This is a genomic window from Roseomonas alba (genome assembly GCF_019430885.1).
Classification (GTDB): domain Bacteria; phylum Pseudomonadota; class Alphaproteobacteria; order Acetobacterales; family Acetobacteraceae; genus Neoroseomonas; species Neoroseomonas alba.
Genome location: NZ_JAHYBZ010000001.1, coordinates 691435 through 716977, shown reverse-complemented (window position 1 = coordinate 716977; position 25543 = coordinate 691435). Strand labels below are relative to the sequence as shown.

Here is a 25543-nt window from a genome sequence, read left to right as displayed (position 1 = left end):
GCGGGGCGCGCTCATTCGATCCGAACGTTGTTCTCGCGCGCGACGCGCTGCCAGGTCGCGGTCTGGGTCTCGATGAAGCGGCCGAAGACCTCCGGCTCCGACATCACCAGGTCGAAGCCCAGCCCGTCGCTCAGCCGGCCCTGCACGGCCGGCGTTCCGACAACGCCCAGCAGAGCCTCGCGAACCCGCTGCAGGATCGGCCCGGGCGTCCCTGCCGGCGCCAGCATCCCGGTGAAGGACACCGCGTCGATCCCCGCCACGCCGAGGTCCCCCAGCGTCGGCACATCCGGGTACTTTCCCGACCGCGCTGCGCCCGTCTGCGCCAGCGGCCGCACCAGCCCCGAGGCGACATGCCCCGACAGCGCCGCCGCCCCCATCGCAAGGTCGGTCTGGTTCCCCGCCGCCGCCGTCGCCAGCGGCCCGCCCCCGCCATAGGGCACGTGCAGGAAGCGCAACCCCGTGATCCCCTGGATCTGCGCCAGCACCAGGTGCGTCATCGTGCCATTGCCATTGGTGGCACAGCTGATCGCCTCCGGTTCCTCCTGCCGCGCCGCCTCGAACACCTCCGGCAGGGTCTGCCACCGCCGCGCCGCCGGCGTTACGATCAGCATCGCCGTCGTGCCGATCAGGGTGATCGGCGCCAGGTCCCGCGCCGAATCGAAACCACGGTTCGGCATCAGCGCGGGATTGGTCACATGGCTGTCGAACACCAGCACGAAGGTCTGCCCGTCCGGCGCCGACCGCGCCACCGACGCCGTGCCCAGCGTCCCCCCGGCCCCCGCCCGGTTCTCGACCACCACCGGCACGCCGAGCGCCGCCTGCAGCCCCGGCTGCACCACGCGGGCCACCGCATCCACGGTCCCTCCCGGCGGATAGGGCGCGACCAGCCGGATCGGCCCCCTTGGCCAGCCTTGCGCAAACGCCGGGGCGGCCACGCTCGCCCCCGCTCCGATCAGGAGGTGTCGCCGCGTTGGACGCATCTTGTTTCCTTCCCATCCCTTCGCCGCGACGGTTCTTCGCCATCGCGACGGACCGGAGCCTGCAGCCCCACCATGGATGCAGCCACGCCTCTCCCGCTCCGCGCCAGCCCACATGCCCGGCATTCCATCATCCGGAACGCCTTGACCCGCCGCCCTCCCATTTCAGAGGGTCAGCCATCCTGTCGCTTACCTGTCTTAAGGTATTTTCCCCTCTCGGCAGAAAATCCTTATGTGATGTAAGATACCCCCATGCGCGACCCGACCCTCGAAGAGATCTTCGCCCGCCGCGGGGCCATCACCCGCATCGCCACCGAGCTCGGAATCTCCACCGCCGCCGTCTCCCAATGGCGCCGCGTCCCCGACGACCGCGTCCTCGACGTCGCCCGCATCCTCGGTCTCACCCCCCAGACCCTCCGCCCCGACCTCGCCGAACCCCCCGCTCCCAAGCCGGAAGGCCAGACCCGCATGCCCGCTGCCCGCCCAGCCCTGCGCCGCCGCCGCCGCACCAAGATCCTCGCCACCCTCGGCCCCGCCTCCTCCACCCCCGAGATGATCGAACGCCTCTACCGCGCCGGCGCCGACGTCTTCCGCCTCAACTTCTCCCACGGCTCGCACGAGGATCACGCCGCCCGCATCGCCATGATCCGCGATGTCGAACGCAAGGTCGGCCGCCCCATCGGCATCCTCGCCGACGTCCAGGGGCCAAAACTCCGCGTCGGCCGCTTCCAGGCCGGCCGCGTCCAGCTCCAGACCGGCCAGACCTTCCGCCTCGACCTCAACCCCACCCCGGGCGACGTCCGCCGCGTGAACCTCCCCCACAAGGAGATCATCAGCGCCGCCCAGATCGGCACCACCCTCCTCCTCGACGACGGCAAGCTCCGCCTGCGCGTCACCCGCACCCGCCCCGACCACCTGGAAACCGAAGTCGTCGTCGGCGGCCCCCTCTCCGACCGCAAGGGCGTCAACGTCCCCGACGTCGCCCTCCCCATCCCCGCCCTGACCGAGAAGGACCGCGCCGACCTCGACTTCGTCCTCCCCCTCGGCATCGAATACATCGGCCTGTCCTTCGTCCAACGGCCCGAGGACGTGGAGGAAACCAAGCGCATCGCCGCCGGCCGCGCCTGGGTCATGGTGAAGATGGAAAAGCCCCAGGCGGTCGAGAACCTCGACGCCATCCTGGCCCTGACCGACTGCGTCATGGTCGCCCGCGGCGACCTCGGCGTCGAACTCCCGCCCGAGGAAGTCCCCCTCGTCCAGAAGCGCATCGTCCGCACCGCCCGCGCCCTGGGCAAACCCGTCGTCGTCGCGACCCAGATGCTGGAATCCATGATCACGGCCCCCAGCCCCACCCGGGCCGAGGTCTCCGACGTCGGCACCGCCGTCTTCGACGGCGCGGACGCCGTGATGCTCTCCGCCGAAACCGCCGCCGGCCAATACCCCTACGAGGCGGTGAACATGATGGACCGCATCATCGCCCGCGTGGAACAGGACGACGACTGGCGCCGCCTGATGGACGCCTCCCGCCCCGCGCCCGAGAAATCCTCCGCCGGCGCCATCGCCACCGCCGCCCGCCAGGTCGCCGAGACCATCTCCGCCGAGGTCATCGCCACCTTCTCCTCCACCGGATCGACCACCCTGCGCGTGGCGCGCGAACGCCCCACCTGCCCGATCCTGGGCCTGACCGCGAACGAGTCCACCGCCCGCCGCATGACGGCGGTCTGGGGCGTCCACCCGCTCGAGGTCAGCGAAATTCACTCCATGACCGAAATGGTGGCCCGCGCCCTGCGCGCCGCACAGACGGAAGGCTTCGCAGGACAGGGGGACGAGGTGGTGGTGACCGCCGGGGTGCCGTTCGGCACGCCGGGGACGACGAACGCGCTGCGGGTGGCGGTCGTGAAGTGACTGTCGCGCGTGTCGTGAGCGCGTAGGACGCAGGGGCTCTGCCCCTGCACCCCGGCAGGAAACTCAGTTTCCTGCACCTTCGACCTGTCAGCCTGTCGCTCAGCGCGATGGTGCCGCCCATCAATCCGCGGATGGAAGCTGCCCCCGCTCCTCGCCGCCGCCAGCCGGATCCACCAAGCCAAGCGTCGCGCCATTGCCCGGTTTGCCGCCAGGTCCCAATCGACCGCGCAAGAGGTCATTCCGACGACGAACGGGTTGTATTTTGAGGACGCCGCTCCCACGTAACCAAAGCGAGCTTTTCCTGCATGACGAACATAAGCGTTGTTGCAGGATATGTGGGCTTGGCCTGCACGAGTGTTCGCGGGAGGCTCGGTCATGCGCCCGGCTGCTCCATACATTTCCTCACTCGCTGACCGACGGTGACCGCGCGGTTATCGTCCCGCGCCTCATTGCCCCATCACATTCCGGTTCAGTCGCACGTCGTCGCATCGGCATGTCCGCCGGATCGCGCGTCTGACCCGGTCGACCGGAGTATCGATTTCGATGGAGACCCGCACCACGAGAGAGCTCGTCGAACTGCGCCAGCCATTCTCAGTGAAGAGCCGCATCGGCAAGCTGCCGCCCGGTCAGTACATGATCGAGTTGCATGAGGAGAGATTCGACGGCTTGTCCTTTCCGGACTGGCGGCGGAGCAGCATGACGATCGCAGATGCCGACCCGAGGCATGGCGAGAGGCAAGATGCCTCGCCCCTCACGCCTAGCGAACTGGCCGATCTGCTCAATGCGGATCTGGAGCCATGAACGCCTCCACCAGCCCTTCCGCGAGGTGGGACGGCCATCGTGTGCTGTTCGAACTGCGCATGAACGACGGAGAACAGGTCCGGTGCGCGATCTCGCGCCTCGCTCTTTTCGAGGTCAGCGGCGGTGGAACCTTCAGATCGGACGACATCCTGCGGCGTTTCTCTGTGGCGCGCTTGCGGATCGAAGCCGCTGCACGCGCCAAGCTTCAGAGTCGCGACACCCCGCCGATCGGAGTCCTGCATATCTGGGAAGACGACGTGCTCAATCCCCCGCCGCCGGCATCCTCGCCCTGCGCCATGAAAGCAACCCGTCGACGCGATTGAGAGCCAGCCCCGACCGCCCGGCGCCCCCCCCGAACGGAGGAAATCACATGATCAGGATGCGACACCTCGCTGACCATGTGTACCTTCAGTGCTGCAACGGGGCGGGAGCGCCTGCGGTCATGCTCGTGTTCAAGACTGCGGCGACGATCGTCGCCGCAGCCATCGCGCTGCGTATGCTGAGCCTCGGATAGGGGGGGGCGATCCGACGATAGGCCACATGCCTGGACACACGGCGATATCGGGCACGACACAAGCCCGACCATCACGCACCGGAAGCTGCGCCACCTTGGGCAAGCGGCACAACTACACGCGCGGTGAACGGATCGCTGACGGCGCCCTGCACATTCTCGGCGTATCGGCCGGCATCTTCGCCTGCGTGACGCTGTTCCTCGCAAACACCGATCCTTCGGCGTTGGGCCTGGCTGCGATCGGGCTCTACTCGGCCGGCCTCCTGACGATGCTCGGCTGTTCCACGCTCTACAATCTCGCGCCAGAGGGGATTGCCAAGACCATATTCCGGCGACTTGATCACGCGGCGATCTTCGCGATGATCGCGGGAACCTACACGCCGATCGGCATCCTCGGCATCGGCGGCGTATGGGGCTGGTGCCTGGTCGCAGCGGTTTGGGTCGGAGCACTGGCAGGAAGCACGCTGAAACTCGCGGCACCAGGCCGCTTCGAAGGCGCGGCGATTGCTGCCTATCTTCTGCTCGGCTGGGCTGGCCTGGTCGCCATCGGTCCCCTCACGGCGAACCTCTCCGCGCGAGCCATCATGCTGATCGCGCTAGGCGGAGCCTTCTACAGCATGGGCGTTCTGCTGCACCTGGCAACGAAGCTCCGCTACCACAATGTGCTGTGGCATGCGTTCGTACTGGCGGGGGCGGGAAGCCACTTCGCCGTGGTCTACGGCCTTGTGGCGCGGACGGCACCATAGGCAAGGCGGATCGTGCCCCGCCACCGCGACGCCGCCGGCCGACACCTCACGCCGCGGTCAGCCGGCTTTCTGCGGATGAACACGCGGGCGCCGGGCATGACCCATCCCATGCCGTCAGCGCATCACGTGCCGTCAACGACGGGCCTTGCCCTTCGCGATCTCGCGCTCGATCACGTTCCGATCGGTCGCGCCCGATCGCCTCATGATCTCGCGCACGATGGCCGTCGAGATCCGATGCCGCTTCGCGAGCAGCGCAACGTCTTCTTCGATCTCGGCCTCGGATCTCTGCACGGCAACGTCGGGGGCGCGGCTGGTCATCGGGTTACTCCACGAAATGGCGACTGCGCTGAAACCGCCCGGCGGAACAGCGTCATTGATGACGACGCACCGCTGGTCGCGGCGTACCTCGCGCGCAGCGTAGCGCGCCCACGCATCGCCTTCTGCTCGGCGATGAGCGCGCGCTCCTACCCCTTGGCATCGAACAGAGCGGCGAGTTCGGCGAAGCGTTTGGCACGACGCTTCTCGCGCGCCACGGCGCACGCTCGTTCTTCCTTGTTGGCGACGCCGCCCCGACGGGACGGCGTCGCAATCACACGACAGGGCCAAGCGCTGAGCGCCGGCCGCGGTCGTAAAAGCCCTCAGGCCTTGCGCAGGTTGGTCGCGGACATCTTGCCCTGCTGACCGCGCTGAACGTCGAATTCGATCTTGTCGCCTTCCTGGGGCGTGCCGATGCCGGACCGCTCGACGTCAGAGATGTGGAGGAAAACGTCCTTCGTGCCGTCGTCGGGCTGAATGAAGCCGTATCCCTTGGTTGCGTTGAACCACTTGATGGTACCAATGGACATGTGTGTTCCGCTTGTTCGCAAAGGTGCGACCGCACCGAATGGTGCGTCCGATCAATCTTCTGCTGGGGGGCGGGCGGGCTCGGCGCTCGATCACGAGCAGAGAGAGCGCAGCAAGACCAAGAAAAGCTGACGGACCTCAGATAGTCCCTCACGCACCAGATTGAAAGGTGCGAATGCGGCATACGGGAAAACGGACCGATAATCCCGCAGCACCGTCCAGGCCGGAGAACGAAAACCCGCGGAATACGCCCGATGTGCCGGGCACGGCATCCCCCAGGGCGCGGCGCGTCTGCACCCGCGCGGCGCATGTGACGCATCGGCTGTCGTCACCCGCGTGAAACCGAACCCCGACTGGCGCCGCCTGATGGACGCCTACCGCCCCGCGCCGGAAAAGTCGTCCGCCGGCGCCATCGCCACCGCCGCCCGCCAGGTCGCCGAGACCATCTCCGCCGAGGTCATCGCCACCTTCTCCTCCACCGGATCGACCACCCTGCGCGTGGCGCGCGAACGCCCCACCTGCCCGATCCTGGGCCTGACCGCGAACGAGTCCACCGCCCGCCGCATGGCCACGGTCTGGGGCGTCCACCCGCTCGAGGTCAGCGAAATTCACTCCATGACCGAGATGGTCGCCCGCGCCCTGCGCGCCGCGCAGACGGAAGGCTTCGCGGGACAGGGGGACGAGGTGGTGGTGACCGCCGGGGTGCCGTTCGGCACGCCAGGGACGACGAACGCACTGCGGGTGGCGATCGTGAAGTGAGGGTTGCGCGTGCGGTGAGCGCGTAGGACGCAGGGGCTCTGCCCCTGCACCCCGGCAGGAAACTCAGTTTCCTGCACCTTCGATCTGTCAGTCTGGTGCGCTGGCAGGACAGCGTCGCCCATCCATCCGATGACGGAGATCACGCACGTCAACAGCACGCAAGACATACCTCAGAAGCCGTCTACTTTACCGTCCGAGTTGGACGTTGTGGGACGAGCTTGCCTATCCCGTAAGCGAGCCCTACAATCCAGGCTCTTGATACCCAGAGACCCGCAAAATCCGGGGATCAGTGAGCATGTCGAAACTTGCCGATTCTGGCATCACGGATATCGCAATCCAGACACTCAGCGTCTTCGTTTAGCAGAATAAGCCTGTGCCATTTCGATATCCTTAATAGCTCTTTCGCGCTCCTCATTCGTAAAATACGCAGGATCACTAAAGAGATCTTTAGCCTCCGAATATTGACCGACCTCCACAAGATAATGTGATTTTGTCTCGAGAAATAGTCGATAGTTCCATCTTCTGTCATACATTTCTCTGCTTTCCATCATTTTTTCCATGGCCTGGATAGCCTGATCCGCTCTACTGCGATTTCCCGCCTTCAAATATATCTCGGCTTGCAGGCGCCTTACCTCAAATATCATTGGCGTCTTAGCAGCAGCTTGATCAATAAGTATGGCAGCCTTCTTATTGTCTCCCCAAAGATGTTCGTATTCAGCGCGGCGTGTCGTATAAAAGGAGCGTCCGCTCTCCTCGCCTACCGTCTCCAAGACGGCAAACAGGTCCTCTATTTCGCTCGTCCCTGTCCCCGCAGTGCGCTTTCGGATCAGAACGGTGAGCAACATATCGACCAAGTATGCATTTGTTCGAGCATAGCTGCGCGCCTCACGGGCCAACCCCTCGGCCGCTTCTAAATGCCCCCTGGCAAGGGCAATCGCGGCTAACTCCCGCATCGCCGAGACGTTACCGTGGTGGAAGTCGTAGGCTTTCTGAAAGAGATCCTGGGCCGCAGGCAGCCTACCCCGCATCCTCTGCCGAAAGCCTTCGAGGTAATAGACGTTGCTTCGCGCCCAGTCGTCGCTAGCGCGCAAATGCAGCTTTGCTATAGCCACGTCGAATACTTCGTCGGCTCCGATGCGTGCGGCCGCGAGGCACAAGAACCGACAAGCGGCAACCAACCCATTCGTGGAAAGCCGAGCTTCGCCCTCGAGCGCCCCCAAACCGAACCGAATGCTCTCCTTCCACTGGCGTTGATCGTATCGTAGCTTAGCGAGCCAGACGAAGTGAGAAGGCAGCAGGAAAGCGGCCGCCAATTCAGTCAGAACACCTCCACCTTCGACCGTCGCTAGAACGGCCGAGTCTACGAGGGACACAGGCGCCGTGCCCTCTTCAAGGCGAACACTTAGAGAACGGGCTACGGTTGCCGTCGCATCGGCCTGGAGTTGCGCCGGCATCTTGACGCGAGGATCCCGCTCGACAGCCACCCGAAGCGCGGGCGATATGCGGAAACGATCCCCATCAGACTCAAGCACGTGCAGCAGAACGAGCCTTTGCAGATTTTCGGCGAGCGCCGAAGCGGAGACGGAGAGCGCTTGACAGATCGTGTCAAAATCTAGCTCCGGAATATTCTTTAACAATGTCAAAACTGAAGATTCCACCTCTTCAATTTTAATTCTACTAAAATACTCAGATGATTGACGGTGTTTCCAATCGATGAAATCCGCCGGGTCCGCCAAAAATATCTTAATGCCCTTGTCCAAAATCTCATCCACAATACGGTATATATTATATGGGTGCCCCTCGGATAACGACGCTAGCTGCTCAAGTGCCTCAACATCGAACTCTATCCTGTTCCGCTTCAGTAAAGTGGACGTAAGTCTTAGCGTGGCGTCCCAGCCCAGAGACGTGATAGCCAAAAATGCTACGTCCGTCCGGGTCACACGATGCCGATATGGAATCATCCTCCCAGATATGAACGTGACGGGCGGATGTGGGTAGGCTTCCAGACCATCAATCAGCTTTGTCAATTCGGGGCTAAACATGCCAGAGTCTGTGAGCATACCGCCTTCGTCAAGGAGTATCGCAGCCTCGTTGCTTGGGAGAAGCGAGTTGAGCAGCTGCGCCGTCATTCGCGCTTGCTCGTCTGGATTTGCGACATTGAAACTTGTCATGCGGATGCGCAGCTCTGTAGCAGTTATCGTCGGCCGCAACTCTGCCAGTATGCCTCTATAAAGCTCTTCTGGCCCATCGTATTGCGATATACTGACCTGAGGAAACACCCTCCCCACATGAGGAAAATGGTTCTCGTAGAATTTGGCAGCCAGCGAACGTCTTCCTGCGCCCGCATTTCCCGATAGGTAAATACCCTTGATAGGAGGCCTCCCGTGATCGGAAACCTGATTGTCTAAAGCCTTTAGCTCTTCCTCACGCCCAAGGAACGGATGCGCAAAGCTTTGCGCCTTGCTGCTCGCCGATATGAGTTGTCCTTGTATAAGCCGGGCAGCCGCTTCTGGATCTAAGGATTTCCGGACAATATTGAAGAATTTAACATTTTCGCTAGCTGACGCAAAAGCGCTATCGTCAAGACATATCGCAAGAAATCGGGAGATACTACCCCTCGCCAAAAACTCTATCCCGAGCATCGTTTCAAATTCAACGTACGCAGATCTAATTGATGCTTGAGACAGAAAGAGGCAGAATAGATCAGACCGCCCCAACGCCACTCGAATCGCGTCCGAGTTCACCAGCCCTGCATCAAATGTAGTTGCATCCAATTCATAAGAGCCCGGCCGTAGGTTCTCTGCAACACGGTCCACAAAGTCTTTGTCAGCCGACGAATGTGACAGGAACGCTCGCACCGACACCTCCCTGGCAAAACTACTCCCACTTTTTGAAGCATAGCGCACTATTCTTTCCAGCGCGACGGCGTCAAAAGATCAGCGCTTCGAGGGGCCGTTTCGCGACGGGGAACGACTGTTTCTGGGATCAGTACCGAGGGCGTCGACCCACCATAGATAAACGCTCAGCCGCCATAATCGGCCTCAGTGTCAGAACCGAGCGGTTCTGACACTGAGCGGATGGTCACCATTTGCCGGTCGGTTCAACCCGAAACCCGCCGGTCGACAAACGGCTCCGTGCGAACACGTGCCGGACGCCGGCCCAAGAGAGAATCCTGGAACACAAAACGATATAGGAAAATATTGCTTTTCTCAGACATGTATGCTTGAAGGCTCTCATGCGCCCCCAACCCCTCACCCCCACCCAATTCCTCGCCCTCCTCCCCTACATCCTCCCCCGTTCCCCCGCCGGCCGTCAGATCGGCGACCTCAAGGGCCGCCTCAACGCCATATTCCACCTCGCCTGCACCACCGACCCCTGGCGAGCCCTCCCCCCGGAACACGGCAAGCCCGACACTGTCTCCCGCTACTTCCGCCGCCTCACTCACGCCGGCCTGTGGGAACGCCTTCTCGAAGCTATCAAGGAAAACCATCCCAAGCACCCGCTGAATGAGGTCGCCCCCCTCATCTTCCGCGCCTGCCGCCGCGCCATCCGGCTCCGGGGCCTCAAATTCATCGCCCTCATCCGCCGCCTCGGCTTCCTGCACGCCCTGAACGGCCCGCCGCACAAGCTCCCCAACCCCGATTTGTCCGAAAAGCTGAAGCGCCTGCGCCTGCCGCCCGCGCCAACAACGCGCAAGCAGATCGCGGCCTATCTCGGCTACCTGAAGGCGCTCAAACACCTCCATCGCATGGCCGGCGGGATCAAATACATCCCCCGCCGGCTGCGCCTCGGCTGGTGCTGACCCGGTGCGCCCCTACGCCGCCACCAGGTTCGCAGGCGTCTCCCCCGCGAAGAACGCCGCGAGCGACTCTTCCACCAGCTTCTGCTGCACCCGCTGCGCGAGCGTGGTGAAGGCCGCGATATGCGGCGTCAGCACCGCATTCGGCACGGCCAGCAGGCGCTCGGGCACCGCCGGCTCATGCTCGAACACGTCGAGGCCCGCGCCATGGATCACCCCCTGCTCCAGCGCCTCGATCAGGGCCGCCTCGTCGATCACCGACCCCCGGGCGATGTTCACCACCACGCCCTTGCGCCCCAGCGCGGCCAGCACCTCGGCATTCACGGCATGGCGCGTCTCGGCACTCGCCCGCACCGCGACCACCAGCACGTCGCACCACTCGGCCATGCCCTTCAGCGTCGGATGATAGACGTAGGGAACGCCCGCCTTCGGCCCCCGCCCGTGATACCCGACCTCCATCTCGAAGGCCGCGGCGCGGGATGCGATCTTCGCCCCGATCGACCCCAGCCCATAGACACCCATGCGGTTCCCTGCGAGCCCCGGCACCAGCCCGAGGCTATCCAGGCTCCGCCACTTCCCCGCCCGCAGCGCCCGCTCGCCCTTGCCCATGTCGCGCGACGCCGCGATCACCAGCCCCATGGCGAACTCCGCGACCGAGGTCGCATTGGCATCCTTCGCATGCGTGACGATGATGCCCCGCCTGGCCGCCTCGGCCATGTCCACCCCTTCGAACCCGGTGCCGTAGCAGGCGATCATCCCCAGCTCCGGCAGGGCATCCATCATCGCCTTGTCGGTGCGGTTCCCCCCGATGGTCACCAGCACCCGCGCCTTGCGCGCCGCCTCCGGCACGCCTTCCGGCGTCACCGGACTGAACGGCCCATGCACTTCGTAGGTGGTGGCAAGCCGCTCGCGCAGCCGCGCGGCGATGGGCAGGCCAAGAAGAATGGACGGCAACATGAGGAAGACTCCGAAGGCTTCACCGCTTCCGGCGCTTCACTCCCTGACATCCATCCCACCACGCCGCGCCACGCCTCTCAACCCCGCCTGGCCGCCTTCTCCCCCGCGAGCAGCGCCCGCTTCCGCTCCACCCCCCACCGATACCCGGTGAGGTCCCCGCTCACCCCCACCACCCGGTGGCACGGCACCGCGAGCGACACCTTGTTCTGCGCACAGGCCCGCGCGACCGCCCGCGTCGCCCTCGGCATCCCCATCTCGGCGGCGAGCCCGGAGTACGTCCTCGTCTCCCCGAGCGGGATGCGCCGCAGTGCCTCCCACACCTGCCTCTGGAACGCCGTCCCTCTCAGATCCAGCGGCAGATCGAGCGCCGCCTTCGGCTCCGCGATGAACGCCACGACGGTGCGCATCGCCTCCGCCAGTTCCTCCGGCGCATCGAGGATCTGCGCCTGGGGGAAGCGGTGCATCACGTCGCCGCGCAGCCCGGCCTCATCCTCGCCGAACCCCAGGAAGCACACCCCGGCATCGGTCGCCCCGATCATCAGCGGCCCCAGCGCACTCTCGGCCAGCGCGACGCGGATCACCTCCCCCGCCCCGCCCCGCCTGGCCGCGCCGGGTGTCATCCCCAGCACCCTGCCCGGCTCCTCATACACCCGGCTCTCCGAGCCATACCCCGCTTCCGCCACCGCATCCGCCACCCGCGACCCGCCCGCGAGTGCCGCCGACAGCCGCCTGGCCCGGACGCTCTCGGCATACGACCGCGGCGTGACCCCGGTGATGTCGCGGAACAGCCTGAGGAAGTGGTGCCTCGCATACCCCGCCCGCTCCGCCAGCGCGGCGAGGGAGGGAATGGTCTCGCTCTCCTCGATCATCGCGCAGGCCGCCCGGATGGCCGCCGCATGAAGCCCGGCCCGCTCCCCCTTCGGGTCGCACCGCTTGCAGGCCCTGAACCCCGCCGCCTCGGCGGCCGCCACATCACAGAAGAACCGGGTGTTCTTGCGCAGCGGCGCGCGGGACGGACACCCCGGCCGGCAGAACACTCCCTGCGTCGTCACCGCATAGAGGAACGGCCCCATGGCCGGATTGGGATCACGCGCCACCACGGCAGCCCAGCGGGCATCGTCGATGGCGACAGGGGGGCTGAGGTCATCAAGCATACCCATCTCCTTGCCAGGATCGGCGCTGGCCCAGCCATCCGCGCGTTGCGCTGGCGTCCTGGCGGACGTCAGCGGTGGCGGAGCGGCGCGCAGGTCATTGGGCATGCCCATCTCCTTGCCATGGGCGCCTCCGGCACAGCCATCCGCGCATTGCGTCGGCACCCCCGCCGTCGCGCCTCACCGCGCCGCGAGCATGCTCCGCGCCACGATCATGCGCATGATCTCGTTGGTCCCTTCGAGGATCCGGTGCACCCGCAGGTCCCGCAGGATCTTCTCCACGCCATAGTCGGCGAGATACCCATACCCTCCGAGCAACTGCAGCGCATCATCCACCACCCGCGACCCGGTATCGGTCACGAAGCGCTTGGCCATGGCACAGAAGGCCGTCGCATCCGGCGCCTTGGCATCCAACTTCGCGCAGGCCCGCCACAGCAGGGACCGCGCGGCTTCCAACTCGATGCGCATGTCGGCCAGTTTGAATTGGGTGTTCTGGAAGTCGCTGATGGCCTTGCCGAAGGCCCGCCGCTCCCGCGTGTAGTCCAGCGCAATGGTCAGCGCCGCCTCCGCCCCGCCCAGCGAGCACGCCGCGATGTTCAGCCGCCCCCCATCGAGCCCCGCCATGGCGAACCGGAACCCCTGCCCTTCCTCCCCCAGCAATGCGGAGGCCGCCACGCGCGCCTCCTGGAAGATCACCTGGCGCGTGGGCTGCGCGTTCCACCCCATCTTGCGTTCATTGGCCCCGAAGGACAGCCCCGCCGTCTCCTTCGGGATCAGCAGCGCGGAGATGCCAGACGGCCCCTCGCCCCCCGTGCGCACCATGGTCAGGTACAAATCCGACACCCCGGCGCCGGAGATGAACTGCTTCGTCCCGTTCAGCACATAGCCTTCATTGTCGCGCGCCGCCCGCGTGCGCAGCGCCGCTGCGTCCGACCCCGACCCCGGCTCGGTGAGCGCATAGGACGCGATGCGCTCCATGGTCACGAGTGACGGCAGCCACTCGGCGCGCTGCGCCTCCGACCCGAAGCGGTCGATCATCCAGGCGACCATGTTGTGGATGGACAGGTAGGCTGCGACGGTCGGGCATCCGGTCGCCAGCGCCTCGAACACCACCGCGGCGTCGAGGCGCGTGAGGCCCGACCCGCCGGCCTCCTCCCGCACATAGAGCGCGGCCATGCCCAGCTTCGCGGCCTCCCGCATCTCCTCCACGGGGAAATGCCGCTCCTCGTCCCAGCGGCGGGCATTGGGGGCCAGCACTTCCCGCGCGAAGTCGAGGGCCACGGATTGCAGTTCGCGTGTCGCCTCGGGCAGGTCGAATGCGGTTGTCATGGGCGTTGTCTCTCCCTGCTGCTCGCATCGCGGATCGCCTGTCGACGGCCGCGGTCACGCCTCAGCGCCACTCGGTGACCGACATGGTGAAGTAGTGCCGGTCGCCGCGATAGTAGGACACGGTGCAGAACACCGGCTGCCCGTCGCCACTATAATAGGTGCGCTCGCCCTCCAGCACCGGCACGCCGACATCGACGCCCAGCTCGGCGGAGAATGACGGGTCGGACAGCCGCGCGGCGATGACCTGCTGGACCCGCACGATATCGCAGCCATGCAGGTCGTTGAGCACCGCCGCGAGGCTCATGCGGCGAAGCTGGTCCTCGGCCTCATACACCTTCATGCCGACCTCCAGCGGTAGGTAGCTGTAGATGAAGACGATCGGCGCGCCCTCGACGATGCCGAGGCGCTCCAGCGTCACCACCCGGTCGCCGCGCGCGAGGCCGAGACGCTGCGCGATCCGCGCCGGTGCGATCTGGATCGAGCGCCGCAGGATCCGCGTCTCCGTCCCCTCGCGGTCGCGGATCGTGGTCTCGAGCAGGCGGCTCGGTTCCTGCTCGGTGCGGGGTTCGCGGGGGCCGACATAGAAGGTGCCGCGCCCCTGATCGCGCCGGATGACACCCTCGCCTTCGAAGAGTGCGAGCGCCTGCTGGACCGTCGCGCGGCTCACCCGGAACGTCGCGCACAGCTCGTTCTCCGACGGCAGGCGATCGCCCGGCAGCATCTCCCGCTCCCAGCGCGCTTCCAGCAGGGCCTTGATCGTCACGTATTTCGGAACTTGCGGGCGCATGGCGGGACACCTAAGGTTGTCTGGTGCACCAGACAAGAAGACAAGAACGGGGCGGGCCTTGCCTGTATGGCGGCGGCGCCGGGTGGGCACAACGCTGCCCGAGACGAGCGCGAGAGCCGCGCTCACCACGACCGAGCTGAACCGCGAGAGGGAGATCCGACATGCGAACGACCCGTCGACGCCTTGTCCAGGGGGCCGCGATCGGCCTCGCCCTTCCCAGCCTCGCCAAGGCCGAGGATGCCTGGCCGTCCCGCCCGATCCGCTGCATCGTCCCGCTGCCGCCGGGCGGCGGCACCGACACCGTGGCGCGCCTGGTCATGCGTCGCCTGTCGGAGGAACTCGGCGCCACCATCGTCATCGAGAACCGGCCCGGTGCCGGCGGGACGATCGGCAGCGAGGCCGTCGCCCGCGCCGCGCCGGACGGCTACACCTTCGGCATCGCGACCACCAGCAGCCACCCCGTCTCGACCATCTTCCGCCGGGACGTGCCCTATGACCCCGTGACGTCCTTCACCCCGGTCACGCTGCTCGGCACCACACCTTACGTGCTGATCGGCGGCAGCGCGGCCAGGGCGCAGGATCTCGCCGGCTTCCTGGCCTATGCGCGCGCCCATCCGGGCCAGGTGAACTACGCCTCGGTGGGCACGACGACGCTCGGCTATCTGCTGACCCGGCATTTCGAGCAACTCACCGGGCTGAGCATGGCCCATGTGCCCTATCGCGGATCCTCCCAGGCCTATCCGGACCTGATGAACGGCACGGTCGCCGTGCTGCTCGACAACCCGCCCGGCTCGGCGGCGCTGGTACGGGACGGCAAGCTGACCGCCTTCGCGGTGACGCGGCCATCGGCCATGCTGCCCGACGTGCCGACCTTCGAAAGCCTGGGCGTCCAGGGCTTCGATGCGCTGTTCTGGTATGGGCTGGTTGCGCCGGCCGGTCTGCCGCCGCAGATCGCGACCCGCATACGCGATGCCCTGGCCAAGCAATTCCTCGTCGATCCCGGCGCGGCGGAGCTCCGCGCGTTGGACGTGGAGCCTGTCATGTCGACGCCGGACGCCTTCGGCCGAACCCTCGCCGAGGACGCCCGCACATGGCGCGAAACGGCCGAGCGCCTCGGCATCGGTCCGGAATGACGCCCGCATCCTGTCCCAAGGGAGTATCCATCATGGACGGCAGCACCGCCCCCGCCTACCGCGTCAATGAACTGACGCCCGATCCGAAGGTCGCCTTCGACCCGAAGGTGGTCCGCGACTACGTCACCTACGCGCATCGCCTCGCGGCGCGCGGGCTGGTCAACAGCAGCGTCGGCGGGATGGTCATCCGCACGGCGCATCCCGACTATGCGGACGGCGTCTGCTATGCCAAGCCGCAGGGCCTGAGCCTGGAGGAGGTGGAGGCCGAGGACCTCGTCATCACCGACATCCCCTATGGCCGCATCCTGCAGGGCGGGCGCGCCACCACCGTCGGCCACCAGATGAACCGCGAGATCCTGCGCCTGCGCCCCGACGTGAACTGCGTCATCCACCTGCATCACGACGAGACCATCGCCTTCCTCGCCGCGGGCTTCGAGGAGTTCCGCTCCTTCAGCCTCACCTATGGCTACCTGATGCAGAAGCCGGCGCACTACCTGCCCGCCAGCATCAACGTCGAGGAGGATGTCGCCCCCATCAAGACGTTCATCCAGGACACCAACTGCATCATCATGCGCCGCCACGGCTTCACCGTGCTCGGCCGCACGGTGTCCGAGGCATATCACCGCACCTGCGTGCTGGTCAGCGAGGTGAAGCGCAACATCATCGTTGAGACGCTGTGCGCGGTGACCGGGAAGACGCCGGAATACATCACCGAGGAGCAGCTCGCCTACATGGCGCAGCACGGAGATGCGGTGATGTACCCGACGCTGGTGAAGCGCCAGGGCTGAAGGACCGTTTGGAGGCGCCGGCAGCGGCGCGCACGCCAAACCGGGTCACCCACGTCAGTATCCTGGACGGGGTGCTGGCCGGCGCCGCACACGGCAACAGGCCCTGCGGCGTGTTGCCGGACGGCCTCCGAGGCGGGCGGCGGCGCCCGCCTATTCGGCGGCGATGGCCGGGGCCTCGATCGCCGCGAGCACGCTGCGCGTCGCGGCGAGGTTGCGGGCCTTGATCGGGCCGAAGCCCTTCACGCCGGCCCAGGCCTCGGCCCATTCGGCAGCCAGTGCCGGCGTGCCGAGCAGGCGCTCGATGCCGGCGCGGAATTCCGCCGGCAGGGCGCGTTCGGTGCGGCGTTCCTCGGTGCGGCCGAAGGGATCAAGCGCCGTGCCGCGCAGCACCTTGCCATGGCGCAGCAGCCCCATGGCGCGGAACATCCAGGGGCCGAAGCGGCGCTTCTTCTCGCCCATCGTGGGCGGGGCGAGATGCATCTCGATCGCCTGCGTGCCGGTGAAGCCGTGGGCCAGGGCATCCTTCCATTCCGGCAGGGCGTGGAGGCGGGCCACCTCGTACTCGTCCTTGTAGGCCATCAGGCGATGAAGCTGGGTGGCCACCGCGCGGGTCAGGCGCTCATCGCCCAGGCCGCGCACCTTGGCCACGAAGGCCTCGTAGTCGCGGGCGTAACGCGCGTTCTGGTAGGCGGTGAGATCCGCGACGCGGCGGGCGATCAGGGCGTCCAGCGTCTCGGCGACATGGGTCGGCGGGGCAAGGTCTTCGAGCGCGGCGGCACGGCCGCGGGCGAAGGCTTCCTTGTTCAGCGCCACCTGCGCGCCGTTGAGTTCCAGGGCGCGGTTGATGGCTTCCGACGACAGCGGCACCAGGCCGCGCTGATAGGCGATGCCGAGCAGATAGACGTTCAGATAGACGGCGTCGCCGAGTTCTTCCTCGACCCGCGTCGTGCCCGGCAGGGCGATGGTGTCACGGCAGGCGCCGCGGATGCTGTCGAGCATCTCCGCCGCCTGGTACTGCGTGCCGGTGTTCTTCACGAACTGCGCGGTGGGCGCGAGGTCGGCATTGACCACCGCGGCGGTGCGCTGCGCGCCCAGCAGCGGGCGCGCCGTGCGCCCATGTGCGACCACCATGTCGGCCGCGATCAGCAGGTCGGTGGTCCCGGCGGTGATGCGCGCGCCGGCGATGGATTCCGGCGCCGCGTCCGGCGCGCCGATGCGGAGCTGCGCATAGACACCGCCACCCTTCTGCGCGAGCCCAAGCAGGTCGAGGCTGCGCACCGGCCGCCCTTCGAGATGCGCGGCCTGCGCGAGGATCGCGGCCAGCGAGGACACGCCCTGCCCGCCGACGCCCGCCATCAGCAGGTTCCACGCCTCGCCCTGCACCTCGGGCCGCACCGGTTCGGGCGGCGCGGCGCCCGAGGCCACGACGTGATGTTCCGCCGGCTTCGCGCCGACCAGCGTGACGAAGGACGGGCAGAAGCCCTGCACGCAGGAGAGGTCCTGGTTGCAGGCCGACTGGTCGATCTTCCGCTTGCGGCCGAACTCGGTCTCGACCGGTTCCACGGCAAGGCAGTTCGACACGCGAGAGCAATCGCCGCAATCCTCGCAGACGCGCGGGTTGATCATCACGCGGCGATCCGCCTTGGGGGCGAGGTCGCGCTTGCGCTTGCGGCGGCGCTCGGTCGCGCATTCCTGGTCGTAGATGATGGCGGTGACGCCGGGCGTCTCGCGCATCGCCTTCTGCACGGTGTCGAGTTCGGAGCGATGATGAAAGGTCACGCCGGCGGGGATGGTCGCATCGCCCTGATGGCGCTCCGGGTCATCGGAGACGATGGCGATGCGCTGCACGCCCTCGGCGCGAAGCTGCGCGGCGATGTGGGGGACGTCGATCTCGCCTTCCGGCGTCTGGCCGCCGGTCATGGCGACCGCGCCGTTGACCAGCACCTTGAAGGTCATGTTGGCCTTCGCCGCGACGGCGAAGCGCACGGTCAGCGAGCCCGAATGGCCCCAGGTGCCGTCGCCGATATTGGCGAAGATGTGCTTCTCGCTGGTGAAGGGGGCCTGGCCGATCCAGGGCATGCCCTCGCCGCCCATCTGGGTGAACAGGTCGGAATTCCGGTCCATGTTCTTCGCGAGATAGTGGCAGCCGATGCCCGCCAGCGCGCGCGAGCCTTCAGGCACCCTGGTCGAGGTGTTGTGCGGGCAGCCCGGGCAGAAATAGGGGTCGCGCAGATGCAACGGCACCGTCTGCAGCGCGGCAAGGTTGTCGAGTTCCGCGATGCGTTCATGCAGCCGATTGGTGCGCAGCGGCGCCGGCAGGCGCGCGGCGAGTGCGCGCAGGATCTGCGCGATGTCGAGCTCGGTCAGGTCGGACAGCAGGGGCTTGCCGTTCTCGTCCTTCTTGCCGGTCACGCGCGGGCGCGTCGGCGCATGGAACAGCGCGTCGCGGAGCTGCCATTCGACCATGGGGCGGCGATCCTCGATGACGAGGATCTCCTCCAGGCCCTCGGCAAAGGCGCGGGCGGCCTCGGCATCCAGCGGCCAGGCGAGGCCCACCTTCCAGATGCGCAGGCCGTGTTCGCGCGCGAAGGCCTCGGAGATGCCGGCCTCCTCCAGCGCCTGGCGCAGCACGGCATAGGCCTTGCCGCGCACGGCGATGCCGAAGCGGGCCTCGGGCGCATCCAGCACGATGCGGTCGATGTCGTTGGCGCGGGCGAAGGCGATGGCGGCCGGCAGCTTGAAGTGGCGCAGCCGTTCCTCCTGCGCGATCGGGCTATCGAGCAGGCGGATGTGCAGCCCATCGGGCGGCATGGGCAGCCCGACCGGATCGCGCGTCGCATAGCGCGCGGGGTCGAGCAGCACCGTCATCGACGCGTCCATGGTGTCAGCGACACATTTCACGCCCACCCACAGCCCGGCGAAGCGCGACAGGGCAATACCCTTCAGGCCGAAGGCCAGGACTTCGCCGACATCGGCGGGATCCAGCACCGGGATCTCGGCATCCATGAAGCTGACTTCGCAGCCCGAGGTGATGGTCGACGACTTCGACGACGGGTCATCGCCCGCCAGCGCGATGACGCCGCCCTTCGGCATGGTCCCCGCGCTGTTCGCATGGCGCAGCACGTCGCCGGAGCGATCCACCCCCGGCCCCTTGCCGTACCAGATGCCGAAGACGCCATCGACCGTCGCGCCGGGCGTCAGCCCGACCTGCTGGGACCCCCAGACGGCGGTCGCGGCCAGGTCCTCATTCAGCCCGGGCTGGAAGGCGATGCCATGCGCGCGCAGCCGCTTCTGCTGGCGCCCCAGTTCCTTGTCGAAGCCACCCAGCGGCGAGCCGCGATAGCCGGAGATGAAGCCGCCGGTCTTCCAGCCGAGCGCGGCGTCCATCTCCTGCCGCAGCATGGGCAGGCGGACCAGCGCCTGGGTGCCGGTCAGCAGCACCGGGGCGCCGCTGGCGTCCCAGCGTTCGTCGAGTGTCGCGTCCGGTCGGATGATATTGCCCATGACGGTCATGTTGGGACTCTCCACCCGCACTGCCAATGGCAGGATGATGAACCGCCGTCGCCGGGCAATTCTTTCGTTTTCTATTGTGCAGCGCCGAAGAGACGGAACATCCTTCTGCCATGGACGCGACAGACCGACGGATCCTCCGTGCCCTCGCCCGCCGCGCGCGGCTGACCAACGCCGAACTGGCCGAAGAGGTGGGGCTTTCCCCCTCCCCCTGCTGGACGCGGGTGAAGCGGCTGGAACAGGCCGGGGTGATCGCGGGGTATCATGCGGTGCTCGACCAGGCGGCGCTCGGCCTGCCGGACACGGTGTTCCTGGAAGTGATGATGGAACGCCACGACGACGAGAATCTGAAGCGATTCGAGGAAGCGGTCAGCGGCATGCCCGAGATCCTGGAATGCTGGCTGGTCACGGGCGAATACGACTACGTGCTGAAGGCGGCGGTCGGCGGCACGGCGGGGTATGAGCGCCTGTTGCGGGAGAAGATCTACCGCCTGCCGGGCGTGCGGCACACGCGGTCGGCCTTCACGCTGCGGTGCCTGAAGCGGGTGCTGTCGCCGGTGCCGTAAGCCAGGGCCTTCTGCGGTCCGAGAGGGGCGCCGTCCCTCTCGGGCTCACCCCGCCAAAGGCCCGAGGCCTTTGGAAACCGATACCTGGCGCCCGGCGCACCAGCCAGACTGCGTGCCGAACCCCGCCCTTGCGCGGGCAACGCGCTGCGAGGGGAATGGAATACCCGCACCGCACAGCATCAGGTGACGGTTTCCAAAGACCCCGTGGCCTTTGGCGGGGTGGCTTGGAGGGGCAGAGCCCCTCCAATTCCCTTCACCCGCTGCGAACAGCGCGGGCCGTTCCCTCAGTGCTGCTCCAGCTCGTCGTAGTAGGTCTTGATGCTGTTGAAGACGTTCAGCACGCCGAACAGCACCAGGCCCCAGCCGAAGATGGTGATGCCGACATCGCGTGCCGCGGCCGCCATGAACAGGCCGAGCAGCGCGAGCACGCCATAGAGGATGAAGAAGAAGACGCGGCCACCGGTCATTGCGGTGTCTCCTTGCGGGGTTTGTCGTCGAACAGGATGCGTGCGGCCGCACCGTCCAGGTCTTCGTACTGGCGCGACCGCAGCGCCCAGAGGAATCCCAGCAGGCCGATCAGGCCCAGCAGCAGGGAAGCAGGGATCAGGTAAATCAGCACGCCCATCGCTCTACGCCTTGCCCGCGCGCAGTGCGTTCAGCACCACGACCAGAGAGGAGGAGGCCATCACCACCGCCGCGAGGAGCGGCGTGACCAGCCCCAGCGCCGCCATCGGCACGGCGAGGACGTTATAGAGCAGCGAGAAGCCGATATTCTCCCGCGCGATCGCCTGGGCGCGGCGGGCGATGCGGATCGCTTCGGGCAGGGCGGCCAGCCCTTCGCGCTGCAGCACCAGGTCTGAAGCGGTCTGGGCGAGATCCGTCGCGCCGGCAGGGCTCGCGGAGACATGCGCGGCGGCGAGCGCGGCCGCGTCGTTGATGCCGTCGCCGACCATCAGCGGCCGGCGTCCGGCGGCTTTCAGCGCGGCGATGCGCGCCTGTTTGGCCACCGGATCGACGCCCGCGCGCCACTCCGCGATGCCGGCCTGCCAGGCAATGGCGGCGACGGCACCCTCGGCATCGCCGGAAAGCAATTCCGCATCCAGCCCGAGCCCCGCCAGCGCGGCGACCGAGGCCGGCGCGTCATCCCGCATGCGGTCGGCGAAGCGGAAGCGGACGGGTTCGCCGCTGCCTTCGCGGAAGACCAGCGTCATGCCATCGGCAGAGGGCGGCAAGCCGCAGAAGGCGGGCGACCCGAGACGTGCCGTGCCGGCGTCCAGCCCCTGCCCCGGGACCTCGCGCACACCCTCCGCGAGCGGCACGTCCGGGCACGCGCGCACCAGCGCCTGGGCCAGCGGATGGCGCGACGCCCGTGCAATAGCCGCCGCACGTGCCAGCACGGCCTCGTCCTGCCCTTCCGGGATCAGGACCGGGCGGCCCTCGGTAAGGGTGCCTGTCTTGTCCAACACGGCATGATCGGCGGTCGCGAGGCGTTCCAGGGCCGTCGCCGATGTCACCAGCACCCCGCGCCGGAACAGCGCGCCGACCGAGACGACCTGCACCGCCGGTACGGCAAGCGCCAGCGCGCAGGGACAGGTGATCAGCAGCACGCAGACCGCATTCACCAGCGCGACCTGCCACGGCGCGTCTAGCACGCCCCACCAGACAGCGAAGGTCAACGCGGCCACGGCATGCACGGCCGGCACGTAGAAGCGGGAAGCGCGATCGGCGATGGCGACGAAGCGGCCCTTGGCCTGCTCGGCCCGCTCCAGCAGCCGCGCCATGGCGGCGAGCGACCCGTCCCGCGCCGCCGCCGTCACCGTCATGGTGAAGGCCGCGCCCATGTTCACCGCGCCCGCGGGCAGCGGATCGCCCGCGGCGAAGTTGCGCGGCACGCTCTCGCCGGTCGTCGCGGCGGCGTCGAGCAGCGCGTCGGTTGTCGCCACGCCGTCCAGCCGCAGCCTTTCCCCGGCGGAGACCAACACACGATCGCCGGCGGCAATCGCCTCGGCCTGCACCGCTTCCATGTGCCCGTCAGGCAGGACGCGGCTGACCAGCCCTTCCTGAAGCGCGAGGAGTTCCGCGACCGACTGCCGCGCCCGGCGCCGTGCCGCGCGGTCGAAGACGCGGCCCGCCAGCAGCAGCGCCAACAGCATCGTCGCGCCGTCGAACCAGGTGTAGGGACCGTTGCGCAGCGTCTCGGACAGGGACATCCCGGCCGTCGCCAGCACACCCAGCGAGACGGCGAGGTCCATGCTCGGCCGCCCCGCGCGGATCGCCCGCCAGGCGGAACTGTAGAACGGCATACCCGCCAGCAGCACGACCGGCATGCCGATCAGCGCCGCGAGCCAATGCAGCCCATGCCGCAGTGCCGGCCCCATATCTCCGCCGACCCATACGGCGACGGAGATCAGCATGATGTTCATCGACCCGAAGGCCGCGATGCCGAGCGCGCGGATCAGCGCGCGGCCCTCGGCGTCCTCGGTCGCGCGCAGGCAGGCCGGCGACCAGGGCGCGACACGGAAGCCAAGCCGCTGAAGCAGCGCCGCAAGGTCGTTCGCCCGCCCGGCCTCGCCCCGCCAGGTCACGGTCAGCCGCCGCGCGGACAGCGAGGCGCGGGCGGACAGCACATCCGGCTCCGCCGCCAGCGCCTGTTCCACGAGCCAGACGCAGGCTCCGCAGGTCAGGCCGGACACGATCAGTTCCAGCCGCTGCGTCCCGTCCCGCTGCGTCACCGCGAAGGGGGCCAGGTCAAGACCCGGGGCCAGCGCCTCCGGCCGCAACGCGCCCGCCTCCGTCTCCCGCCGCCCGTAAAAGGCGCCGAGGCCGAGCCCGGCGACCAGGGCATGGGCGCCCTCGCAACCCGAGCAGCAGAAGCGCTCCTGCCCCGCCGCCAGCCGCGCACCGCAATGGGCGCAGCAGGCGGGAGAAAGCGCCGCGGAGGAGACAGGCCGCGCGCGGCCGAGCAGGCTCACCGCACCATCACCCGCTGGCGGATATCGAAGGGCGTGCCGTCGACGCCGTAGAGCGTCAGCCGCGCTTCCCATTGGCCGCGTTCGGTCGGCTGCACCTCGGCCGCCCAACGGCCGCCGCCGCGCGGACCGAAGGCCAGCGGCAGTTCGATGCCTTCGAGCGGCCGCAACAGCACGCCCTCGATGCGGCCCGGCACCGGATGGCCGTCGCGATCGGTCGCGACCACGCTCAGCAGCCCGCCGGCGAGCGTGACTTCCGCACGCCAGCCGAGCGCATCCTGGCGCGCGGCTTCGGCGAGCACGGAATCATAATGCCGGCCCTGCTCGTAGGCGCGCGGTACGGTGACGCCCGTGAAGGTGGAGATGGCGTAGTAGATCAGCACCCCGTTCACCGTGAAAACGACCAGGAAGGCTCCGACGAAGGCCCAGGGAATCCAGCGGCTGCGACGCGGATCGTGCGGCACCTGCTCCATAGCCATGCTCATGACTTCGGTCCCAGGAAGTTGCTCGACTGGCTCGCCACCGCGCGACCCTGGGCATCGAGCAGGCGGAACGACACGGGCGTGTCCTCCGCGATGCGCTGGCCATGCGGCACGGTGACGAAGACGCGGTACTGCGCGATGCCGTCGGCACGACGGTGCAGCACCGGGCGGCCCTGTGCATCGTCCTCGACATCCTGCACCGTCATGTGGAAGCCCTCAGGCGCCTGCAGCACCAGGGCGAGCGGCGCCTCATCCCGCGTCTTGTTCACGATCTTGATCGTGTAGGCGTTGCGCACCGCGCCATCCGACAGGCGGACGAAGAGCGGTGCGCGGTCGCGCAGCACGGTGACGTTCAGCGTCGAACGCATCAGGAAGGCGCCGAGCATGACCAGGGCGACCGCGGTCAGCGCGCCCGCATACATCAGAGTGCGCGGACGAACGAAGCGCGGCATCTGGCGGGCGGCCATGCCGGCCTTGAAGCGGTCAGGCCCCGGCGCCATGCCGGCAGTCGCCGCGGCGCTGGCCGAGAGATTCTTCAGCGTCTCGAAGGCGACGAGCCCCTTGGGCCGGCCAAGCTTCGACATGACGCTGTCGCAGGCGTCGACGCAGAGCCCGCAGCCGATGCACTCGAGCTGCTGCCCGTCACGAATGTCGATGCCCGTCGGGCAGACATGGACGCAAGCGAAGCAGTCGACGCAATCGCCCACGCCTTCGGCCTTGAGCTTGCCGCGGGGTTCGCCGCGCCAATCGCGATAGGTGACGACGAGCGAATTCTCATCAAGCATCGCGGCCTGGAAACGCGGCCAGGGGCACATGTAGGTGCAGACCTGCTCGCGCGCCCAGCCGGCGAGCAGATAGGTGAAGCCGGTGAACAGCGCGACGAAGAAATACACCTGCGCGCTGGCATGCCCGGTGAGGATCTGCATCGTCACCGTGGGCGCGTCGACGAAATACATCACCCAGGCGCCGCCGGTCGCCGCGGCGATCAGCAGCCAGACACCATGGGTCAGCGACTTGCGCACCCAGTAATTCGTGTCGTGCGGACCCTGATCGAGCTTCATCCGCGCATTGCGGTCGCCCTGGATCCAGCGCTCGACGAACATGAACAGGTCGGTCCAGACCGTCTGCGGGCAGGTGAAGCCGCACCACAGCCGGCCGAACAGGGAGGAGACGGCGAACAGCCCGAAGGCGCCGAGGATCAGTGCCCCGGTGAGGAAGTAGATCTCCTGCGGCCAGATCTCGATCCAGAACAGGAAGATGCGGGCATTGGCGATATCGACCAGCACCGCCTGGTCGGGCACGCCGGGGCCGCGGTCCCAGCGGATCCACGGCACGATGTAGTAGAGAGCGAGACAGAGGGTCAGCACGGCCCACTTGACCGAGCGGACCTTCCCGAAGACGCGCTTCGGATAGACCTTCTGCCGCGCGGCATAAAGCGGCTGCGCGGCGGCGGAGGCGGGTGCCTCCGCCGGTCGGTCAGCCTTGGCCCGATGGGGGGCCTCGACGCTACTCATGTTGCCGCTCCCGTCA

At 67.4% G+C, this 25543-nt stretch carries 23 protein-coding genes; 9 read left to right on the top strand and 14 right to left on the bottom strand.

What is annotated here, in order from left to right:
* Positions 1 to 11 precede the first annotated feature (11 nt).
* On the bottom strand, positions 12 to 857 hold the full coding sequence (locus KPL78_RS03280) for a tripartite tricarboxylate transporter substrate-binding protein (RefSeq protein WP_219761430.1): 846 nt from the start codon (positions 855 to 857) through the stop codon (positions 12 to 14).
* 588 nt (positions 858 to 1445) lie between these two features.
* Between KPL78_RS03280 and pyk the strand changes: the two genes are divergently transcribed.
* From pyk to trhA, 4 genes are all read left to right on the top strand, one after another.
* The gene (gene pyk, locus KPL78_RS03275; protein ID WP_219761704.1) at positions 1446 to 2882 is read left to right on the top strand and encodes a pyruvate kinase; all 1437 of its coding nucleotides are present in this window, start codon (positions 1446 to 1448) and stop codon (positions 2880 to 2882) included.
* Between the two features lie 543 nt (positions 2883 to 3425).
* Positions 3426 to 3683, top strand: a complete 258-nt coding sequence (locus KPL78_RS03270; protein ID WP_219761428.1) for a hypothetical protein — start codon at positions 3426 to 3428, stop codon at positions 3681 to 3683.
* Complete coding sequence (locus tag KPL78_RS03265) at positions 3680 to 4006, top strand: DUF1488 family protein (protein WP_219761426.1); 327 nt, start codon at positions 3680 to 3682, stop codon at positions 4004 to 4006. Before KPL78_RS03270 ends, KPL78_RS03265 begins: the two co-directional genes overlap by 4 nt.
* Positions 4007 to 4292: 286 nt before the next feature.
* The gene (gene trhA / locus KPL78_RS03260; protein ID WP_255568524.1) at positions 4293 to 4940 is read left to right on the top strand and encodes a PAQR family membrane homeostasis protein TrhA; all 648 of its coding nucleotides are present in this window, start codon (positions 4293 to 4295) and stop codon (positions 4938 to 4940) included.
* A gap of 132 nt (positions 4941 to 5072) precedes the next feature.
* Here the strand turns inward: trhA and KPL78_RS03255 are convergent, their stop codons facing one another.
* Both KPL78_RS03255 and KPL78_RS03250 read right to left on the bottom strand, forming a co-directional pair.
* Positions 5073 to 5258: a hypothetical protein gene (locus tag KPL78_RS03255; protein WP_219761422.1), complete on the bottom strand. Its 186-nt coding sequence runs from the start codon at positions 5256 to 5258 to the stop codon at positions 5073 to 5075.
* Positions 5259 to 5578: 320 nt separating this feature from the next.
* Entirely contained in the window at positions 5579 to 5785 is a 207-nt protein-coding gene (locus KPL78_RS03250; RefSeq protein WP_219761420.1) for a cold-shock protein, read from the bottom strand.
* Positions 5786 to 6149: 364 nt separating this feature from the next.
* Here KPL78_RS03250 and KPL78_RS03245 point away from each other — a divergent pair, with 364 nt between their 5' ends.
* Entirely contained in the window at positions 6150 to 6542 is a 393-nt protein-coding gene (locus KPL78_RS03245; RefSeq protein ID WP_219761418.1) for a pyruvate kinase alpha/beta domain-containing protein, read from the top strand.
* Positions 6543 to 6886: 344 nt separating this feature from the next.
* Here KPL78_RS03245 and KPL78_RS03240 read toward each other — a convergent pair whose 3' ends face one another.
* Entirely contained in the window at positions 6887 to 9400 is a 2514-nt protein-coding gene (locus KPL78_RS03240; protein WP_219761417.1) for a TIR domain-containing protein, read from the bottom strand.
* A gap of 377 nt (positions 9401 to 9777) precedes the next feature.
* On the opposite strand from KPL78_RS03240, the gene KPL78_RS03235 reads away from it, so the two are divergent.
* Positions 9778 to 10344, top strand: coding sequence for a transposase (locus KPL78_RS03235; protein WP_219761415.1), 567 nt, complete (start codon positions 9778 to 9780; stop codon positions 10342 to 10344).
* A gap of 12 nt (positions 10345 to 10356) precedes the next feature.
* On the opposite strand, the gene KPL78_RS03230 is transcribed toward KPL78_RS03235, so the two are convergent.
* The 4 genes from KPL78_RS03230 to KPL78_RS03215 all read right to left on the bottom strand — a co-directional run bounded on the left by KPL78_RS03230 (position 10357) and on the right by KPL78_RS03215 (position 14565).
* Positions 10357 to 11298 carry a 2-hydroxyacid dehydrogenase gene (locus KPL78_RS03230; protein WP_219761413.1) on the bottom strand — a complete coding sequence of 314 codons (942 nt, stop codon included), beginning with the start codon at positions 11296 to 11298 and terminating at the stop codon, positions 10357 to 10359.
* A gap of 77 nt (positions 11299 to 11375) precedes the next feature.
* Positions 11376 to 12452, bottom strand: a complete 1077-nt coding sequence (gene ada, locus KPL78_RS03225; protein ID WP_219761411.1) for a bifunctional DNA-binding transcriptional regulator/O6-methylguanine-DNA methyltransferase Ada — start codon at positions 12450 to 12452, stop codon at positions 11376 to 11378.
* Between the two features lie 177 nt (positions 12453 to 12629).
* A complete protein-coding gene (locus tag KPL78_RS03220) occupies positions 12630 to 13778 on the bottom strand; it encodes an acyl-CoA dehydrogenase family protein (protein WP_219761408.1) in 1149 nt (382 codons plus the stop codon).
* Positions 13779 to 13839: 61 nt separating this feature from the next.
* The gene (locus tag KPL78_RS03215; RefSeq protein WP_219761406.1) at positions 13840 to 14565 is read right to left on the bottom strand and encodes a GntR family transcriptional regulator; all 726 of its coding nucleotides are present in this window, start codon (positions 14563 to 14565) and stop codon (positions 13840 to 13842) included.
* Positions 14566 to 14726: 161 nt separating this feature from the next.
* On the opposite strand from KPL78_RS03215, the gene KPL78_RS03210 reads away from it, so the two are divergent.
* Together KPL78_RS03210 and KPL78_RS03205 are read left to right on the top strand one after the other, a co-directional pair.
* Positions 14727 to 15698 carry a Bug family tripartite tricarboxylate transporter substrate binding protein gene (locus KPL78_RS03210; RefSeq protein ID WP_219761405.1) on the top strand — a complete coding sequence of 324 codons (972 nt, stop codon included), beginning with the start codon at positions 14727 to 14729 and terminating at the stop codon, positions 15696 to 15698.
* Positions 15699 to 15730: 32 nt separating this feature from the next.
* Positions 15731 to 16486: a class II aldolase/adducin family protein gene (locus tag KPL78_RS03205; RefSeq protein WP_219761403.1), complete on the top strand. Its 756-nt coding sequence runs from the start codon at positions 15731 to 15733 to the stop codon at positions 16484 to 16486.
* Positions 16487 to 16636: 150 nt separating this feature from the next.
* Here KPL78_RS03205 and KPL78_RS03200 read toward each other — a convergent pair whose 3' ends face one another.
* Positions 16637 to 19999, bottom strand: coding sequence for an indolepyruvate ferredoxin oxidoreductase family protein (locus tag KPL78_RS03200; RefSeq protein WP_219761401.1), 3363 nt, complete (start codon positions 19997 to 19999; stop codon positions 16637 to 16639).
* A gap of 110 nt (positions 20000 to 20109) precedes the next feature.
* On the opposite strand from KPL78_RS03200, the gene KPL78_RS03195 reads away from it, so the two are divergent.
* Positions 20110 to 20562, top strand: a complete 453-nt coding sequence (locus KPL78_RS03195) for an Lrp/AsnC family transcriptional regulator (RefSeq protein ID WP_219761399.1) — start codon at positions 20110 to 20112, stop codon at positions 20560 to 20562.
* 284 nt (positions 20563 to 20846) lie between these two features.
* Here the strand turns inward: KPL78_RS03195 and KPL78_RS03190 are convergent, their stop codons facing one another.
* Genes KPL78_RS03190 through ccoG form a run of 5 tightly spaced genes read right to left on the bottom strand, consistent with a single transcriptional unit; the run spans position 20847 to position 25527 of the window.
* Positions 20847 to 21029 carry a hypothetical protein gene (locus KPL78_RS03190; RefSeq protein WP_219761397.1) on the bottom strand — a complete coding sequence of 61 codons (183 nt, stop codon included), beginning with the start codon at positions 21027 to 21029 and terminating at the stop codon, positions 20847 to 20849.
* Complete coding sequence (ccoS, locus tag KPL78_RS03185) at positions 21026 to 21187, bottom strand: cbb3-type cytochrome oxidase assembly protein CcoS (RefSeq protein ID WP_219761395.1); 162 nt, start codon at positions 21185 to 21187, stop codon at positions 21026 to 21028. Before ccoS ends, KPL78_RS03190 begins: the two co-directional genes overlap by 4 nt.
* Before the next feature lie 4 nt (positions 21188 to 21191).
* Positions 21192 to 23534 carry a heavy metal translocating P-type ATPase gene (locus tag KPL78_RS03180; protein ID WP_219761393.1) on the bottom strand — a complete coding sequence of 781 codons (2343 nt, stop codon included), beginning with the start codon at positions 23532 to 23534 and terminating at the stop codon, positions 21192 to 21194.
* A complete protein-coding gene (locus KPL78_RS03175) occupies positions 23531 to 24016 on the bottom strand; it encodes a FixH family protein (RefSeq protein WP_219761391.1) in 486 nt (161 codons plus the stop codon). The genes KPL78_RS03180 and KPL78_RS03175 overlap by 4 nt, the downstream gene beginning before the upstream one ends.
* Positions 24013 to 25527 carry a cytochrome c oxidase accessory protein CcoG gene (gene ccoG / locus KPL78_RS03170; RefSeq protein ID WP_219761389.1) on the bottom strand — a complete coding sequence of 505 codons (1515 nt, stop codon included), beginning with the start codon at positions 25525 to 25527 and terminating at the stop codon, positions 24013 to 24015. The genes KPL78_RS03175 and ccoG overlap by 4 nt, the downstream gene beginning before the upstream one ends.
* Positions 25528 to 25543: the final 16 nt, after the last annotated feature.